General features: G+C 69.5%; 16 protein-coding genes. 10 read left to right on the forward strand and 6 right to left on the reverse strand.

Going from position 1 to position 16,491, the window contains the following annotated elements; genetic code table 11:
• The first annotated feature begins 223 nt into the window (after nt 1-223).
• Nucleotides 224-580 carry a WhiB family transcriptional regulator gene (locus tag U9979_RS23720; RefSeq protein WP_322747691.1) on the forward strand — a complete coding sequence of 119 codons (357 nt, stop codon included), beginning with the start codon at nt 224-226 and terminating at the stop codon, nt 578-580.
• 420 nt (nt 581-1,000) lie between these two features.
• Here U9979_RS23720 and U9979_RS23725 read toward each other — a convergent pair whose 3' ends face one another.
• Together U9979_RS23725 and U9979_RS23730 are read right to left on the reverse strand one after the other, a co-directional pair.
• Entirely contained in the window at nt 1,001-2,224 is a 1,224-nt protein-coding gene (locus U9979_RS23725) for an ArsA family ATPase (protein ID WP_322781026.1), read from the reverse strand.
• 14 nt (nt 2,225-2,238) lie between these two features.
• Nucleotides 2,239-3,441, reverse strand: coding sequence for an ArsA-related P-loop ATPase (locus U9979_RS23730; RefSeq protein WP_322781027.1), 1,203 nt, complete (start codon nt 3,439-3,441; stop codon nt 2,239-2,241).
• Nucleotides 3,442-3,455: 14 nt separating this feature from the next.
• On the opposite strand from U9979_RS23730, the gene U9979_RS23735 reads away from it, so the two are divergent.
• The 5 genes from U9979_RS23735 (at nt 3,456) to U9979_RS23755 (ending at nt 10,025) form a co-directional block, all read left to right on the forward strand.
• On the forward strand, nt 3,456-3,623 hold the full coding sequence (locus U9979_RS23735) for a DUF4177 domain-containing protein (protein WP_322747694.1): 168 nt from the start codon (nt 3,456-3,458) through the stop codon (nt 3,621-3,623).
• Entirely contained in the window at nt 3,620-4,126 is a 507-nt protein-coding gene (locus U9979_RS23740; protein ID WP_322747695.1) for a RidA family protein, read from the forward strand. Before U9979_RS23735 ends, U9979_RS23740 begins: the two co-directional genes overlap by 4 nt.
• A 3-nt stretch (nt 4,127-4,129) precedes the next feature.
• Nucleotides 4,130-5,041: an NUDIX hydrolase gene (locus U9979_RS23745; protein ID WP_322781028.1), complete on the forward strand. Its 912-nt coding sequence runs from the start codon at nt 4,130-4,132 to the stop codon at nt 5,039-5,041.
• Nucleotides 5,042-5,084: 43 nt separating this feature from the next.
• Nucleotides 5,085-5,930, forward strand: coding sequence for an MBL fold metallo-hydrolase (locus tag U9979_RS23750; RefSeq protein WP_416220295.1), 846 nt, complete (start codon nt 5,085-5,087; stop codon nt 5,928-5,930).
• Between the two features lie 276 nt (nt 5,931-6,206).
• Nucleotides 6,207-10,025, forward strand: coding sequence for a tetratricopeptide repeat protein (locus U9979_RS23755; protein WP_322781029.1), 3,819 nt, complete (start codon nt 6,207-6,209; stop codon nt 10,023-10,025).
• Between the two features lie 238 nt (nt 10,026-10,263).
• Here the strand turns inward: U9979_RS23755 and U9979_RS23760 are convergent, their stop codons facing one another.
• Both U9979_RS23760 and U9979_RS23765 read right to left on the reverse strand, forming a co-directional pair.
• Nucleotides 10,264-10,953, reverse strand: a complete 690-nt coding sequence (locus tag U9979_RS23760; protein ID WP_322747713.1) for a Crp/Fnr family transcriptional regulator — start codon at nt 10,951-10,953, stop codon at nt 10,264-10,266.
• A 221-nt stretch (nt 10,954-11,174) separates the two neighbouring features.
• On the reverse strand, nt 11,175-11,411 hold the full coding sequence (locus U9979_RS23765) for a hypothetical protein (RefSeq protein WP_322747697.1): 237 nt from the start codon (nt 11,409-11,411) through the stop codon (nt 11,175-11,177).
• Between the two features lie 52 nt (nt 11,412-11,463).
• Here U9979_RS23765 and nth point away from each other — a divergent pair, with 52 nt between their 5' ends.
• Genes nth through U9979_RS23785 form a run of 4 tightly spaced genes read left to right on the forward strand, consistent with a single transcriptional unit; the run spans nt 11,464 to nt 14,904 of the window.
• Nucleotides 11,464-12,267, forward strand: coding sequence for an endonuclease III (gene nth / locus U9979_RS23770; protein ID WP_416220294.1), 804 nt, complete (start codon nt 11,464-11,466; stop codon nt 12,265-12,267).
• Nucleotides 12,268-12,293: 26 nt separating this feature from the next.
• Nucleotides 12,294-13,148 carry a CoA pyrophosphatase gene (locus U9979_RS23775; RefSeq protein WP_322781030.1) on the forward strand — a complete coding sequence of 285 codons (855 nt, stop codon included), beginning with the start codon at nt 12,294-12,296 and terminating at the stop codon, nt 13,146-13,148.
• 53 nt (nt 13,149-13,201) lie between these two features.
• Complete coding sequence (locus U9979_RS23780; protein WP_322781031.1) at nt 13,202-13,708, forward strand: cupredoxin domain-containing protein; 507 nt, start codon at nt 13,202-13,204, stop codon at nt 13,706-13,708.
• A 20-nt stretch (nt 13,709-13,728) separates the two neighbouring features.
• Nucleotides 13,729-14,904, forward strand: coding sequence for a MarP family serine protease (locus U9979_RS23785; protein WP_322747700.1), 1,176 nt, complete (start codon nt 13,729-13,731; stop codon nt 14,902-14,904).
• Between the two features lie 26 nt (nt 14,905-14,930).
• On the opposite strand, the gene U9979_RS23790 is transcribed toward U9979_RS23785, so the two are convergent.
• Together U9979_RS23790 and U9979_RS23795 are read right to left on the reverse strand one after the other, a co-directional pair.
• The gene (locus U9979_RS23790; protein ID WP_322747702.1) at nt 14,931-15,920 is read right to left on the reverse strand and encodes an alpha/beta hydrolase; all 990 of its coding nucleotides are present in this window, start codon (nt 15,918-15,920) and stop codon (nt 14,931-14,933) included.
• Nucleotides 15,921-16,176: 256 nt separating this feature from the next.
• The coding region (locus tag U9979_RS23795; protein ID WP_322781032.1) for a phage holin family protein at nt 16,177-16,491 on the reverse strand (315 nt) is incomplete at its 5' end.

The following is a 16,491-nucleotide window of genomic DNA, read 5'->3' on the forward strand; positions in this document are numbered from 1 at the left end:
TATGACCCCAGCCGCCAGACACGTGACTGTCACGCGGACGACACGAACCAGTGACAGAACGCACCACATTCACGACCCGGATCAATGGCCCGGACGGGTCATTTGGACAACCACCCGTGTGGGGTCTGTGCCGTGGCAAGGGCGCTCCGTACGGTTTCGGGCGAAGCCACGTCACCACCCGCACGGGCCCCCTGACCCGGACTCGAGAAGAAAGGCAGGTGGCATGACCAGCAGCCTGGCTACCCGCACCAGTGCCGCACGACGTGCCAGCACAACCCAGCTGATCGGCTCGACCGTCGACGGCGACTGGACAGCGAACGCGGCCTGCCGCGATCTGGACCCCGACGATCTCTTCGTCCAGGGTGCCGCGCAGAATCGGGTGAAAACCCGCTGCTTTGGATGCGTCGTTCGGACCGAATGCCTCGCCGACGCCCTTGACAACCGAGTCGAATTCGGAGTCTGGGGCGGCATGACTGAACGGGAACGCCGCGCACTTCTGCGGCGGCGGCCCGATGTCGCGTCCTGGCGGAAGCTGCTCGCAGACGCGCGTGCCCATCATGGGACCGCCTCCGCGGGTTAGGACCGTCCGCACTTAGGGTCTGTCCGATGGATCTTCGATCACGCGGATCAATGCCCAGAAGGCGCCCCGCCACGTTGTCGTCGTCACCGATAGAACACCACTATCGGCTCCTCCTCCGCCTCGCGGGCCGCCTTCTGGATCATCGCCCGCATCGACCAATATCCATCGGACGGACACTAGCCCCCAGTCTGACGATCCAGCCTCCGACTCGTCCCTCGCACCTCATTATCACACCCCGGTGAGGTGCGCGGGATGGCGACGCCCCCGAAGAGACAACTTCTCGATGACGGCGTCCCGGGAGGCCCGAGAGCGTTCCGGGGACTTCGGCCTCCGGGCGCGCGATCTGACGATCGTCGCGCACCCTTTGGCCCGATATTCAGGTGGCGAGGTGCGTGCCCCCGTCCTGCGACGCCGCGTCCGCTATCGCCGGCCCTTGATCAGGTCAGTCGGCATGGTGGAGAACGTACTCCCGACGAGCGCGGCACCGACCTCGCGTAGTCCAGCAAGATCGTGAACATCTCCGGCGAGCGCATCGACCTCGACCAGCGGCGTGTCAGGATGCGCGCTGGTGAAACGCTCGCGCAACCGGTTCTCGCGAGTGGACAGCCGTACTCTTTCCGCGTGGACCCGCAATACCGCCGCTGCCAGCGGATGCTCGGCGTGCTCGACAAGTGTTTCCGCCGCGGCGAGGCTGCGTTCCACGGTCAGCCCGCGGGCCCCGCGGCGCACCGGGTGAACCCGATTGATGACGAGGCCCGCCAGCGGCATTCCGTCCGAATCCAGCCGGTCGACAAAGTAGGACGCCTCCCGCAGGGCGGCAGCCTCGGGCGCGGCGACCACGACAAATGAGGTGCCGGGCGCGCCCAACAACTGGTATGTCTGCTCGGCGCGCTGGCGAAAACCGCCGAACATGGTTTCCATGGCCGCCACGAACTGACTGACATCCGCCAGGAGCTGCGCACCGACAATCCTGGTCAGGATCTTGCCGAACACGCCGAGCCCGACCCCGACGACTTTCAGGTACATCTTCCCCCCGGCCTTCGCCGGGGCGAGCAACAGGCGGAGCAGTCGACCGTCCAGAAATGCTCCCAGCCGGGTGGGCGCGTCGAGGAAGTCCAGAGCCGACCGGGTCGGCGGGGTGTCGACGACGATGAGATCCCAGTCTCCCGTCGCGTCCAACTGGCCGAGCTTCTCCATCGCCATGTATTCCTGGGTGCCGGCAAAGGATGACGACAACGACTGGTAAAATGGATTGTCGAGCAGCTGCCGGGCCCGCTCCGGAGTTGCGTGGACCAGGACGATCTCATCAAACGTCCTTTTCATGTCGAGCATCATCGCGTCGAGGCGGCCACCGGCCGATCGGTCGACCCCGGCGACCTCCCGCGGAATGTTGTCCAACTCCGTCAGGCCCATGGACTGTGCCAGTCGACGCGCCGGGTCGATCGTCAGGACGACCACCTGGCGGCCCTGTTCCGCCGCGCGCAGGGCCAGCGCCGCGGCGATGGTGGTCTTCCCGACGCCACCCGATCCGCAGCAAACAATGATCTTCTCACTGTCAAGCATCGCATCGACATCCAACGGCGGTACCGGCAACGGCGGCGCGGGCAACGGCCGCTGTGAGGGCTGCCTGTGCGTCCCGCTCATCCCATCCATCCGCGTTATCCGACCATCCGCTGTGTGCGCAGCAGCTCGGCAAACTGGTAGATCACACCGACATCCACTCCATCGGCAACCAGGGGCAGCTCGTAGACGGGACGGCCCAGCGCCTCGACTTCAGCCCGTTCGGCCGTCTCCAGCCGCACCCGGCGCGCGTGCTGGGCCGCCTCGGTCGCGAGAGCGCCGATCAGCTCGGCGCTCGGCAGAATGCCGGCCTCCTTCACGCCCGCCGCCAGTTCCTCAAGATCCAATTTATCGGTGCCGGCCCGCTCGATGTCCTCGGCCGCCAGTAACGGCTTCCGGATCATGTTCACGATGACGCCACCGACCGCGAGGCCCGCGGTTTTCAACTCGGCGACCCCGTCCACCGTCTCCTGGATCGGCATCTCCTCGAGCAGGGTGACGAAGTGCACGGCTGTGGTAGCGGATCGCATCACCGCCATCACGCTGTCGGCCTGGGTACGGATCGGACCCACCTTTGCCAGTCCGGCGACCTCTGCGCTCACGTTGAGAAACCGGGCGATCCGACCGGTCGGCGGCGCGTCAAGAACGACGGCGTCATATGCCTTGCCGCCGGAACGGGTCGCGTCCGGACGGTTCACCGCTTCCTTCACCTTGCCGGTGAGCAGCACATCGCGGACCCCGGGCGCGATCGTGGTGGCGAAGTCGATGGCGCCGATCTTGCCAAGCGCCTTGCCTGCGCGGCGCAGGTTGTAGAACATCTCCAGGTATTCCAGCAGCGCCTCTTCCGCGTCGATGGCGAGCGCGAACACCTCACCGCCACCGGGAGCGCTTGCCACCTTACGCTCGGCGTAGGGCAGCGGCGGGGTGTCGAACAGCTGCGCGATCTGCTGACGCCCCTCGACCTCGGTGAGCAGCACCCGCCGACCGCCGGTGGCGAGGGCAACCGCGAGCGCGCCGGCGGCGGTCGTCTTGCCGGTACCGCCCTTGCCGGTGACCACATGCAGGCGGCACGACCACGGCCCTCGGGCGACCTCCGGCGGCACGGCATCCGGCGGCACGGCATCCGGCGGCACGGCATCCGGCGGCACGGCGTCCTGCGGCGTCACACCGACGACCGTACCCGGCCTGGCCGGCCCCTTCCCGGCGGATGCAGGCGGATGCACGACGGATGCACGACGGATGCGTGGCGCTCGGACCTCATGTCCGCCGCTACGTTCCGCCATGTCCCGGCGATAGACCATTAGGGTCTCGTGTCATGACGACCTGGGAGTACGCGACAGCCCCGCTACTGATCCACATGACCAAGCAGATCCTCGACAGCTGGGGGACGGACGGTTGGGAGCTCGTCCAGGTCGTGCCCGGCCCCAACCCGGAAAGCCTGGTCGCCTACTTCAAGCGCCCCACGAACGCCTCGGCGAGATGACGCCCGCGGACGCCGCAGCGGCCACCCCGTCGCAGCGTCTGGCCGCGCTCGGCCTGGCGCTGCCAGCGGTACCCGTGCCGGCGGGCGCGTACGTGCCGGCCCGTCGCCACGGCGATCTGGTGTGGACAGCCGGGCAACTGCCGCTGGTGGACGGCACGCTCACCGACCACGGCCCGGTCGGCGCAGTGGTCGACGGCGGCCTGATCACCCCCGAGCGCGCCGCCGAGCTGGCCCGCGTCTGCGCGCTGAACGCGCTTGCGGCCGCGGCCGCGGTGGCCGGCGGTCTCGACGCCATCAGCGGAATCGTCAAGGTCGTCGGCTTCGTCTCCAGCGTGCGCGCCTTCACCGGCCAACCGGCGGTGGTCAACGGCGCGAGCGAGCTGCTCGCGGCACTGTTCGGCGACGCCGGGCGCCATGCTCGCTCCGCCGTGGGCGTGGCCGTCCTGCCGCTGGGCGCCCCGGTCGAGATCGAGCTGGTCGCCACCATCTGTTCTAACATCTGACGAATGGCGGATCCGACGAACGGAGTGACCGAGGACAAGCTCCGGCGCCTGCCCCAGCGGCTGCCGGCCAGCCTCGTCGAAGCGGCGCGGTCCTACCGCCCCGGTCTCGACACACCGGCACCTGCCCGCGCCGCCGCCACGGTGGTACTCCTGCGTCCCGCCCGCGGCGGGCCGGGCGCCTCCGGGGTCGAGATCTGCCTGCTGCGCAGGGTGTCCACGATGGCCTTTGCCGCCGGCATGTACGTCTTTCCGGGCGGGACGGTCGACCAGGCGGACGGCGACGCCGAGCTGGACCGATTCGGCGCTGCGGAGGCGACATTGCCGCCCGGGGCCGAACCTGCGCTGGCCCGGGCACTGGTCTGCGCGGCGGTACGCGAGACGTTCGAGGAGAGCGGTGTCCTGCTCGCGGGACCGGACGGGGGCACATCCGCCGACGTCAGCGACCCGAGCTGGGAGGCTGACCGCGTCGCTCTGGAGAGCAGGACGACCAACCTCGCCGCCGTGCTGGCTCGCCGCGGTCTCGGCGTGCGAGTCGATCTGATCCGTCCGTGGGCACGCTGGATCACGCCCGAGGTCGAACCCCGCCGGTACGACACCTGGTTCTTCGTCGCGGCGATGCCGGCCACACAGCGGACCCGCCAGATCCCCGGCGAGTCCGACCGGTTGCTGTGGACGTCGCCGGCGGCGGCGCTCGAGGAATTCATCGCGGACCGGCTGAACCTCATGCCACCAACTGCGTACACCCTCGGCGAGCTGGTCGGTTACGACAGCGTCGAGGCGGTCCTGACGGCTGCCGGGACCCGGGCCATCCAACCGATCATGCCGAAGATCTCACTTGACGATGGTGGGGCCCGCCTCGTCTTCCAGCACGACGCCGACCATGACTCGATCGCCGACCATGACTCGATCGGCTGACGATCGCGGACGGGTGGTGGCTGCGGTGCCGTCCGGACCGGCGATGCCCCCGCAGGTCATGCCCCGGCAAGGCCTGCCCCGGCAGGTGACGGCGCTCGCGGCCGTGCTGCTCGCACCCAACCCGGGCCCGATGACGCTGGACGGCACGAACACCTGGATCCTGCGTGCCCCCGGGGCCACCGGCGCTGTGGTCGTCGACCCCGGCCCATCCGACCCGCGGCATCTCGACGCGATCGTCGCGGCGGGACCCGTTGACATGATCCTGCTGACCCATGGCCATCGTGACCACAGTGAGGGCGCGGCACCGCTGCACGACCTGACAAATGCTCCGGTGCGCGCCCTGGACGTCACGCACCGACTCGGCGACGAGGGGCTGGCCGCAGGTGACGTGATCGTGGCTGCCGGCGTGGAGATCCGCGTGCTGGGGACGCCGGGGCACACCAGCGATTCGCTGTCGTTCGTCCTCACCGGCGACCGCCGCGCCGCCCCAGCCGGCCCCGGCCCGACCGACCCGACCGACGACGGGGTCTCGGTTCTCACCGGCGATACGATCCTCGGGCGGGGCACCACCGTGGTGGCACATCCCGACGGCCGACTGGGCGACTACCTGGCGAGCCTCCGGCGCCTGCGCGAACTGGGCGACGCCATGGTCCTTCCTGGTCACGGGCCCGAACTGGCATCGGCTGGGCGAGTGGCCGAGGCCTACCTCACGCACCGGGAGGCCCGCCTGCAGGCGGTCCGCGCGGCGCTCGAGGCAGGCGACGCAACGGCCCCGGAGATCGTCCGTCGGGTCTACGCCGACGTGGACCCCGCGCTGTGGCCGGCGGCTGAGCTCTCGGTCCGCGCCCAGGTCGAGTATCTGCGCCCGCCGTCCCGACCGTCCTGTTGAGGTAGCCGAATTATCACTGTAAGAAGTAGAACACGACTTCTTCCGGACATCCCGGGTAGCTCCCCGGCCATCCGAAAGCAGTTAAGATCAGCAAGAACAGAGGATCTCGTCCGGTTGGCTTATGCTCGCGGCCGGGAGGCGACTACCCGTGCGTAACGCTCCGCATTTGTCCGACCGCGCCAGAATGTCTCGACTCTGGACGCGATACCGGCAACACCCGCATACCGGGCAAGCCGGCTCGATGCTGTTGCCATGCCCCGGCCGCAGGGCGCGCCGATGATCACATCGCCCATCGCCGGAACCTTGCGCTGCCCGCGCTGCGGCACACCCACCGTCCCCGGCGGGCGCTTCTGCTTCCACTGCGGGTTGCCCCTCCAGACCGAAAACGGCCTGGGTGCGGACGAGGGCGCCGAGCGCCGGGTGGTCACCGTCCTGTTCGGTGACCTCTCGGACTTCACCGCGTGGGCCGAGGATCTCGACCCCGAGCGGGTCGGCGAGGTCACCGACCGGGTGCTCGCCGCGCTCGCCCGCGATGTCGCCGAGGTCGGCGGACGGGTCGACAATCTCACCGGCGACGGCATCATGGCCGTGTTCGGCGCGCCGACCGCGCACGAGGACGATCCGGAGCGGGCCGTCCGCGCAGCCGCCGCCATGCAGGAGACCGTCCGCCGGCTGGTCACCGACGAAGCCGGGGGCGGGCGCCATCTCGGCCTGCGGGTCGGGATCAACACCGGCGAGGTGCTGGCCGGCATCCAGGCGTCCCTGAGCTACACGGTAATCGGCGACACCGTCAACACCGCCGCCCGGCTGTCCGACGCGGCGGCGGTCGGCGCCGTGTACGCCGGGCACCACACCGTGGTCGCCACCACCTCGGTGGCAACCTGGCGGGGGCTGCCGGCGCTGAAGCTCAAGGGCAAGCGCGAACCCGTCCCGGCCTACGAGCTGGTCAGCCTGCGGCCGTCGAACGTCGCCCGGCCCGGTCACGGTGACGATGCCCCGTTCACCGGCCGCGACCAGGAACTCACGGTGCTCGTGTCCGCCTTCCGGGACGTCGTCACCCACGGCCAGCCGCGGACGGTGATCGTCACCGGTGAGGCCGGGATCGGCAAGACCCGCATCGCGGCGGAGGTCGCCCGCCGGGTGGGCGCACAGCCCGACGCAAGGGTGCTGTGGGGGCGCACCGTCCGGCACGGCGACGGGCGTGACCTCGCGCCGTTGATGGACATCGTGCGGACGGCATCCGGGGTCGGCGAGGGCGACAGCCCGGACCGGGTCGCCGAACGGGTCCGGCGTACCGTCAGCCGCCTGGAGCACCCGGCCGCGCGCACCCGCATCCCCGGCGGTATCGCGGACAAGCTGCTCGCCCTGCTGGGCGTCCCGCCCGAGGGCCGCTCAACGGTCACGCCGGACACCCCGCCGGGTGATCCGGCGGGCCGCGACGGTCGTCCTGACAATCCCGCCGTCCGGGCTGTCGACGCGATCGTCGACGACGTCGCCGTGCTGCTCGGGGGATTGTCCGACGACGGCCCACTGATGATCATCCTGGATGATCTGGAGTGGGCGACAACCGCGCTGTGGCAGGGATTACGGCGTTTCGCCAGCCGGTTGCGCGGACCGATCCTGCTCGTCCTGCTCGACCGTGAGGCCCCGCCCCTGACCGGGCTGCCCAACCCGGAGCTGCTCGCCCTGGCGCCGCTGCCGGAGGCCGCCGCGGCGAGACTGCTGCGCGACTACCTCGGCGGCGCCGAACTGAGCAAGGACGCCCGCGCCGCACTGCTCGGGCGGGTGCACGGCAACCCGTTCTTCCTCACCGAGCTCCTGAACCTGCTGGTGGACCGCGGTGTGCTGCACCGGGGTCCGCAGGGCGCGGACCCGGTGTCGGTCCGCCCCACGGAACTCGACGCATCGGGATCCACCGTGCAACGGACGCGCCGGCGCCAGGCGGCGGGCATCGAGCCGTCCGCCTGGGTCCTTGAGGGATCCCTGCCGGAGACCACCTTGCCGGCCGGGGTGCAGTCGGTTCTGGCCGCCCGCATCGACGACCTGGACCCGATCGCGAAGGCCGTCCTACGGTCCGCGTCGGTGCTCGGCAGCCGGTTCCCGGCGGACGCGCTGCCCGCGCTGGAGGACCGCCGCAGCGACCAGGTCCACCGTGCCCTGGCAACCCTCGCCGAACGCCAGCTCCTGCGGCCAGCGCATCCCGCGGAGCCGTTGTGGACGTTCGTCCATCCGATGGCCCGCGACGTAGCCTACGCCGGCCTACCCAAGGTCGAACGGGCCCGCCGGCACGCAGCGGCCGCACAATGGGGGGTGGAGTTCCTCAACGGTTCCGAGGCCGAAGTCGCGGCCTTTGTCGGACACCACGCCGAACGCGCGCACGACCTGGCCGCATCGATGGCGCTTGCCCCGACGGACCCCGCGTGGTCGGCTCGCGAACCCGGGTTCCACGCCCTGGTACGGGTCGCCCGCTCGGCGTTGGCCCGCGACGACCATCGCGGCGCCAGCGATCTGATCACGAGCGCCCGCCGGCTCGGCCGTGGTGTCATCAGCGAGCTCGACGATCTCGGGGCAGTCGTGCTGCACGCCGAGGCGCTGGCATCGCTGCGCCGGCTGGACGAGGCTGAACGCACCCTTCGGCCCGCGCTCCGGGTCACCACACCGGAGCTTCGGGCGGCCGCGTACCGCGTCCTGGGCGATCTCCGACACAAACAGGGTCGGGACGAGCAGGCCGCGACCGCGCTGGTCACCGCATTGGAACAGGCCCAGCTCGCCGGCAGCGACCGGCTGGTGGCGGCGACCCTGCGCCAGCTCGGCCTGGTGGAGTACGCCGCCGGCCGGGTGCGCCACGCCGAAAAGCGGTTCACCGATGCGCTGACCCTGGCCCGCCGGGTCGGCGACCCACGCGGGGTCGGCTGGGCCCTCCAGCACCTCGCCTGGAGCGCGACCACCCGCGGGGACTACCCGAATGCCGAGCAATACCTGCGGGACGCCACCGAGGTCTTCAGGCGGCTGGACGACACCGGCGGCCTGGGTTGGTGCGCCGGTACCGAAGCGCTGGTCTGGCTGTTGTCAGGTCAACTCAGCCGGGCCCGCCAGATCTCGCGTGAGCTGATCGAGATGGCCGAGGCGCTGGGCGAACGATGGGGCCTGGCCGTATGTCTGACCATCGACGCTGTCGCCGCCGCCGAACTCGGGGACGTCGCCGAGGCCGAAGCTGGGGCCGAGCGCGCGGCGGAGTTGTTCCACGCCACCGGCGACACCTGGGGAGCCGCACTCACCCTTGTGGCCAAGGGGCTCGCCGCCCGCGGCGCGGGCGACCCGGAACGCGGCGCGGCCCACCTGGAAGACGCTCATGCCGCCGCGAACATGGGCCGCCACGCGGTCGTGGGCGCGCTGGCTCTGGTCCTGCTGGGGCTGACCCGGCTCGATGCCGGGCTCATCGACTCGGCCGAGCAGGCCGCGTCCCTCGCCCAGGAAACCCTCGACGGTCTTGAGCTGCAACCCCACGCGCAGCTGGGGGTGAAGGTACTGATCGCCCAGGTCGCCCGGGCCCGCGGGCGACTACAGGAGTCGATCAGCCTGCTGGAGGAGGCACTGGCCGCCGGGGAACCGGCGACCCTGCTGTTCCCACGCCGGCAGGCCTACGCTCACCTCGCCGGCACCCTCCTCGACGCCGGCAGGCCGGCCGAGGCGCTGGCCATTGCCCGGCGAGCGGTCGAGGTGGAGGCGGAGGACGTCCGCGCCCAGGTGCTGGCCTGGCGGGCGCTGGGCACCGCGCTGGTCGCCAGCGGGAAACCCGCTGAGGCCCGGGCCGCCTACGAGAAGGCGCTGGACGCGGCGACCGCGACAGGCGCGGTGAGTGAGGTCCCGCAGACCCGCCGCCTGCTCGCCGCGGTTCCAACCGTTGCGCCCGTTGCGCCCGTTGCGCCCGGCCCCGACGTGCCGGTGAACAGCTGCGCCACGGGCCTGACGATGGTGCCGGCCGGGCAGGCAGCCGGGCAACCGACCGGGCCGCCGACGGCGCCGCTGGCCATACCCCCGACGTCCCCACCGATCATCCCCAGACTGGCCGCGGAGCCGAGCGGACAAGCATAGCGCTACCGGCAACAGAGGCGCTCAAAGCAGCAGCTCGGGCACACAGTGGTGGATCAAGCGCAAAGTGTCGGATCGGACCGATCTCGAAGCGGTGCGGTCACCCGACAGCTCGGGTCTCACGACGACTCAGGTGTAAAAACAGCTCAGGTGTCAAGGCGGGTCCAGACAGCGCACAGGTGCGCTGTCTGGACCCGCTGGTGTGGGATGCGGGCCGGCCTGTGCCCCCTTCAGGCCGGATCTAGCGAGCGCGCCGGGCGAGCCGTTCCCGGTCAAGCAGAACGACCGCACGGGAGTCCAGCCGCAGCCAACCGCGGGTGGCGAAATCCGCCAGCGCCTTGTTGACCGTTTCGCGGGACGCCCCGACCAGTTGGGCGAGCTCCTCCTGGGTGAGGCCGTGCTCGACGCGGACCCCGGCCGCCTCGTTGCCTGGCTGAGCCGGTTCGCCGAACCGTTCAGCCAGATCAAGAAGGGCCTTGGCCACTCGTCCAGGCACGTCGGTGAACACCATGTCGGCCATGGAGTCGTTGGTTCGCCGCAGGCGTTGTGCCAGTACCCGAAGCAGCAGCGACGCCGCCTCGGGGCGGGTGGCCAGCCACGGCCGCAGCGCGGTGTGCTCCAGGGAGACCAACGATGCGTCGGTCACCGCGGTCGCGCTGGCCGTGCGAGGGCCCGGATCGAACAACGACAGTTCACCGAAGAGGTCCCCGGGACCCATCACCATCAGGAGGTTCTCACGGCCGTCGGGTGCGGCGCGTCCGATCTTGACCTTTCCTGCGAGGATGACGAAAACGCGATCTCCGGTTTCACCTTCGCGAAACAGAACGTCGCCTCGGGTAACATTCTGGCGTTCAAGATGATCATTAAGGGCCTGCCGATCCTGTTCGGATAGGCCGGCAAACATGGGAACACGGGCAAGCAGATCGTCCACGGCGTCCGAGCATGCCAGGAGTGGAGCCAAAGGGCACGACCTGAAAGCCGTGACAGGCTGTCGGGTCTTGAACAGGTCCGCCCAATCGGGGTATTTCAGGCTCGACCAGCCCGCCCGCAGCCAGGATCATGCGCCGATACAGGCACACACCGAGATGATGCATAACGCTCTGTAGTCAGAAAAACGAGAAAAATCAACGGAAGTCCAAATGTGGGCCACCTTCACACCGCTCGATGTTTACCCGGCGGCGATCGCCGCAAACGTCGGCGGTAGCGCTCCAGCGCCACCGGAAGACCCTGGGAGACGAAGGTGTTCACCTCGTCCGGCCGGGCGTTGTCAAGGAAGCCCTCCAAGCCCTGCCCCGTATCGGCGGCACGCAGGGGGCGCTCGACCCGCTCCATGGCCAGCAGCAGGGCGAGCAGCACGAGGGGGAAGGAGATCGCGGCAATCAGAAACATGGCGGGCACTATGGTGACGGACGACTGTGCGTAACCAACACGTGGGGTCTGGATGTGTCCTGCGACATTGGACACATCCGCCACGCCGACCGACGGCTGGCGTGATCGGCCCGCCCGCTACCCTGGGAACGTGCCCGCCGTCGTCGACACCGCCACGGAAAGCCCGCTGGCGCGGACACGCCGAGCCCGTAAGATCGTCCGGATGCTCAGTGAACTCCACCCGGATGCCCGGATCGCGCTGAACTTCGGCAACCCGCTCGAACTCCTCGTCGCCACGGTCCTGTCCGCGCAGTGCACGGACAAGAAGGTCAACGAGGTGACGCCGACAGTGTTCGCGCGGTATCGCAGCGCCGGCGACTACGCCGGGGCGGACCGCGCGGAGCTCGAAGCCGTCCTGCGGCCGACCGGCTTCTTCCGAGCGAAGACACATTCGATCATCGGCATCGGCGCCGCTCTGGTCGACCGTTTCGCCGGCGCCGTGCCCGGCCGCCTCGACGACCTCGTGACCCTGCCCGGTGTCGGCCGCAAGACCGCCAACGTGGTACTCGGACATGCCTTCGACATACCCGGGATCACGGTGGACACCCACGTCGGGCGCCTGTCCCGCAGGTTCGGCCTCACCGCCAACACCGACCCGGTCAAGGTCGAGAGCGACCTCGCCGAACTCCTCGAGCGGCGCGACTACACGATCGCCTCCGATCGGATGATCTTTCATGGTCGACGGATCTGCCACTCCCGCCGCCCTGCATGTGGAGCGTGCGGTGTCGCCCGTCTGTGCCCCTCGTTCGGCCTCGGCCCGACCACCCCGCAGGACGCCGCGCGGCTCGTCCGCGGGGACGTCGAAGCGGTCAGTTGAGCAGCGGTCAGTTGAGCAGCCCTCAGTTGAACACCGGACCGCATCCGGACAGATCCGAAACTCCCCGACCGGCACCGGGCCCTCGGGGTGTTCCGACCGCACGGCCGGCCGCCGGGGGTGCCGCGCCGGAACGCTCCGTCGAGCTCGGCCGGCCCGCTGTGCCGGCCGGGCCTGACCAGCCTGGCTGGCTCACCGACCTGGCCGAAGCCCTCAGTGCGGCCCGTCCCGACGATCTCTCCCGCGCCCGGGCACCGGCTGCGGGCGACGCCCGGCCGGCGGCCGTCCTCATGGTGCTCGCAGACGGCCCGAACGGGGCGGACATCCTGCTCATCCAGCGTGCGCCCGATCTACGCAGCCACGGTGGCCAGCCGGCGTTCCCCGGCGGCGCCACCGACCCCACCGACGTCTCCCCGGCCGCCACCGCGCTGCGGGAGGCACACGAGGAGGTCGGACTGGACCCGGAGTGTGTCCGGGTGGTGGCTACCGGCCCCGCGCTCTACCTGCCGCCCAGCCACTTCCTGGTCACGCCGGTGCTGGCGTGGTGGCACACGCCGTGCCCGGTGGCGGCGATGGACCCGAACGAGACGTCGTCGGTCGCGCGGGTACCCGTAGCGACACTCGCGGATCCGGCGAACCGACTGCTGGTCCATCACGCGCGAACCGGCTATCTGGGCCCGGCCTTCCGCGCCCACGACATGTTCATCTGGGGCTTCACCGGCGGACTGCTCGACGCGCTGTTGCGGATGGGCGGCTGGGAGCGCCCATGGCTCCCGGCCGAGCAGGTCGAGGCCCCCGCACCTGTCATGTCAGTGCCCACCGCAGTGCCCACCGCAGTGCCCACCGCCAGTCGGGCGCCGGAACCGACGGGTGACTCCGAATGAGTGCGCACCCGGGCGATACGGTCAGGCAGCTCGATGAATGACCGGAGGCAAGCATGAGCGCAACGACGGGCCCGCGCAGTTCCCGGCGCCCGCAGCCCCGATCCGATGTGCCCGGTAGGCGTCCGGCCGGCATCCGGATGGGACCGAGCGTTGGTCGCGCTGCGATCAGCGTCGTCCTTGCGGCGCTGCTCCTCAGCCTCAGCCTCAGCAGCTGCGGAAGCGACCAGCCGGCCGGTTCCGCCGGTGCGGCCGCGGCCGCACCGAGCGCCACACCGAAGATCGAAAATGGTGTCCAGATCTTCGACGTCGTGGGCACCGCATCGCTTGAGTTCTCGCCCTCAACACTGATCGCGAAACCCGGAAAAATCACGGTGAACCTGACCGTCGAACGCGGCTCTCCGCTGCACAACTTCGTGATCCCGACGATTCCGGCCGCCCGAACCAACTACGCCTCGACGGATACACCGCGATCGGTGACATTTACAGTGGATCAACCCGGGCAGTACCCGTTCGTCTGCACGATCCACCCGAACATGCGTGGCACCCTAACAATCAGCTAACGGATAGCAGGCCGCCATACATGCTCGACATCATCCTGCTCGTCGCGGTGATTGTCTTTGGCGTGTCCGGCTACCGGCAGGGCTTCGTCGTCGGGGCACTGTCCTTCGTCGGTTTTCTCGGTGGCGGCGTGCTGGGCGCGAACATCGCTGCGCCGTTCGCGCGGCTGATCGGAGCCGAGGCCAACGGTGCCGTCGTCGGCATCCTGGTCGTCCTCGTACTCGCCCTGATCGGGCAGATCGCCGCCACCGCCATCGGTGCGGCGCTGCGCAACCGGCTCACCTGGCGCCCCGGCCAGACCGTCGACTCGGTGGCCGGCGCGTTGCTTTCGGGGATCTCGGTGCTGCTGGTGGCTTGGCTCCTGGCGACGGCCATCGACCGATCCCCGTTCAGCTCGCTGGCCGAACTTGTCCGCCGATCAGCGGTGCTGAGGACCGTCGACGGGGCCATGCCGGACACTTTTCGTAATGCCTTCGCGGACCTCCGCCAGCTGGCCGACCAGAAGGGCTTCCCCGAAGTCTTCGCCAGCCTCGGCGGCGGCCGGATCATCCCGGTCGAACCACCGGACGCACAGGCTGCCACCACCACCGGCGTGCAGGCTGCGTCTGCCAGCATCCTGAAGGTCCGGGGTGTCGCGCCCTCATGCTCCAAACAGGTCGAGGGCTCCGGCTTCGTCTACGCCCCGGAGCGGGTGATGACGAACGCCCATGTTGTCGCCGGAGTGCCGCGGCCGCAGGTCGAAGTCGGCAACACCATGATGGCGGCCAGGGTGGTGTTGTTCAACCCGGACACCGACATCGCGGTTCTGTACGTGCCCGGGTTGCACCGGACGCCGCTGGCCTTCCAGGCCAACCCGGCGGGCCATGCGGGGGACGATGCGGTTGTCGCAGGTTACCCGCAGGACGGCCCCTACACGACCGCGGCGGCACGCATCCGCAACCGGCAGACCGCCAAAGCACCCAACATCTACTCACAGGGCACGGTGCTGCGTGACATCTACGCCGTCCGCGGCCAGGTGCTGCCGGGTAATTCGGGCGGACCACTGCTGTCCGAGACGGGAACTGTCTTCGGAGTCGTGTTCGCCGCCGCGACGAACGACTCGGAGACCGGGTATGCGCTGACCAGCGCAGAGGTGGACGCCTCGGCGAACGCCGGCCGCGTCGCGACCGCCGCTGTCAGCACCCAGGGCTGCGACTAGGGCCTGCAATATCCATCGGACAGACCCTAGGGGGTAGGACTGCGACTGGCAGATTGGTCCAGAACAGTATTCTGTGCCCGTTTTTGAACCCCGGTCTCCTGATGTGCGAGCCAGGTGAGGATCTCATCGGTGATGACGGCCGGTGCCTCCTCCGGCAGGAAGTGCCCCACCCCGTCCAGCAGCTTCCAGGTGTAGGGACCGCTGACATAACGTCCGGAACCCTGCGCGGTGGACGCCAGCATGCACCGGTCGAGGCGACCGTGTAGCTGCAACGTCGGCGCGGTCACCGACTCGCGGCGCAGCGCCGCTGCAAAACGGGCACCGTCCGGCCGGAACAGCGACCGGAATACCCACCGGTGGTACTCCATGGAACTGTGCGCAACCCCGGGGATGCGGATCGCTTCACGATAACGGCGCTCCATCTCGGCGTCGGGATAGCCCGGACCGCCCCACAACCGCAACAGCTGCCCCACATAAGCGCCGTCGTCGGCGACCAGCTGCCGCTCTGGACGCCACGGCAGCTGGAACGTGATCAGATGCCGGCCCGAGAGGCCCTGGCGTCGTGGGCTGGCCACCATCTCATGGCGGACCCGCAGCGGGTGGGGCATCGCCAGCACCACGAGCCCACGGACCAGCCGTGGAAAAAACGCCGCCGTCGTCCACCCCGCAACGCCCCCCCAGTCATGCCCGACAATCACCGCATCCCGTTCGCCGAGCGCCCGGACCAGACCCGCGACATCGCCGGCCAGGGTGAATGCGTCATACCCGCGCGGCGGTTTGTCACTGGCGCCGTAGCCGCGCAGGTCCGCGGCCACCACCCGATACCCGGCCGCGGCGATGCCGGTCAACTGATGGCGCCAGGCCCACCAGAACTGCGGGAAACCGTGCAGCAACAGCACCAGCGGGCCGTCGCCGAGTTCGGCCACGTGCAGGCGGGTGCCGTTCGCGGATACGTCACGATGCTGCCACGGACCGTCTACAAGAACGGCGCTAAGCTCTGGAACGGCAGCCTCCATCGCATCTCAGAATTACTCAGAGCGCCCGACAACGGGGACGCTCCTGCTCGCGGCCCCCAGCGCATCTTCCATATGCCCGATATGTTCCTTCCGCGCCTTCTCCATGTTACTACCGTCTGATTTTGATCGTTATGAGATTTTTGTGTAATCACTATGGGTGATATCGCTTTGGCCGGCAACGCAGCCGGTGCGTCCGGTCGTTGATCGTCCAGGTAGGAGATGTTGATCGCCCGGGTAGGAGGTTCAGAACAGGCTCTCAGGGGATGGGCACCGAGTCCCGCGAGTTACCGGACACGTGCCCGTTGGAGTGGCCTGCCCCGGTGCCCGTGACTGCCGTCGGGTGCTTGAGCCAGGCGATGTCCTCCTTGACCGTCTGCAAGGTGCGCTCAGGCGGCGAAATCTTCTTCAACCGCTTTGCCCCGAACAGGCCGAACAGCCCGGCGACGACCAGATAAAGCAGAGCGGTCAGGAAGTACGCCCAGAACCGCTCCACTCCGGCCCAGGTGAACAGCTCGCCGAGCCCGATCGTGACGGCGATCAGCGCGCCGAACCCAAGGCCGGCGGCAACCAC

The sequence above is a fragment of the Protofrankia sp. Cas4 genome, from assembly GCF_963555915.1.
Taxonomy (GTDB): domain Bacteria; phylum Actinomycetota; class Actinomycetes; order Frankiales; family Frankiaceae; genus Protofrankia.

Excerpts from the sequence above, each read along its gene's own strand:
- U9979_RS23765 (WP_322747697.1), bottom strand. The coding sequence starts at position 11,411 with ATGTTTCTGATTGCCGCGATCTCCTTCCCCCTCGTGCTGCTCGCCCTG.
- U9979_RS23790 (WP_322747702.1), bottom strand. The coding sequence starts at position 15,920 with ATGGAGGCTGCCGTTCCAGAGCTTAGCGCCGTTCTTGTAGACGGTCCG.
- U9979_RS23785 (WP_322747700.1), top strand. The coding sequence starts at position 13,729 with ATGCTCGACATCATCCTGCTCGTCGCGGTGATTGTCTTTGGCGTGTCC.
- U9979_RS23720 (WP_322747691.1), top strand. The coding sequence starts at position 224 with ATGACCAGCAGCCTGGCTACCCGCACCAGTGCCGCACGACGTGCCAGC.
- U9979_RS23735 (WP_322747694.1), top strand. The coding sequence starts at position 3,456 with ATGACGACCTGGGAGTACGCGACAGCCCCGCTACTGATCCACATGACC.
- U9979_RS23750 (WP_416220295.1), top strand. The coding sequence starts at position 5,085 with ATGCCCCCGCAGGTCATGCCCCGGCAAGGCCTGCCCCGGCAGGTGACG.
- nth (WP_416220294.1), top strand. The coding sequence starts at position 11,464 with ATGTGTCCTGCGACATTGGACACATCCGCCACGCCGACCGACGGCTGG.
- U9979_RS23755 (WP_322781029.1), top strand. The coding sequence starts at position 6,207 with ATGATCACATCGCCCATCGCCGGAACCTTGCGCTGCCCGCGCTGCGGC.
- U9979_RS23745 (WP_322781028.1), top strand. The coding sequence starts at position 4,130 with ATGGCGGATCCGACGAACGGAGTGACCGAGGACAAGCTCCGGCGCCTG.
- U9979_RS23740 (WP_322747695.1), top strand. The coding sequence starts at position 3,620 with ATGACGCCCGCGGACGCCGCAGCGGCCACCCCGTCGCAGCGTCTGGCC.
- U9979_RS23725 (WP_322781026.1), bottom strand. The coding sequence starts at position 2,224 with ATGAGCGGGACGCACAGGCAGCCCTCACAGCGGCCGTTGCCCGCGCCG.
- U9979_RS23780 (WP_322781031.1), top strand. The coding sequence starts at position 13,202 with ATGAGCGCAACGACGGGCCCGCGCAGTTCCCGGCGCCCGCAGCCCCGA.
- U9979_RS23730 (WP_322781027.1), bottom strand. The coding sequence starts at position 3,441 with ATGGTCTATCGCCGGGACATGGCGGAACGTAGCGGCGGACATGAGGTC.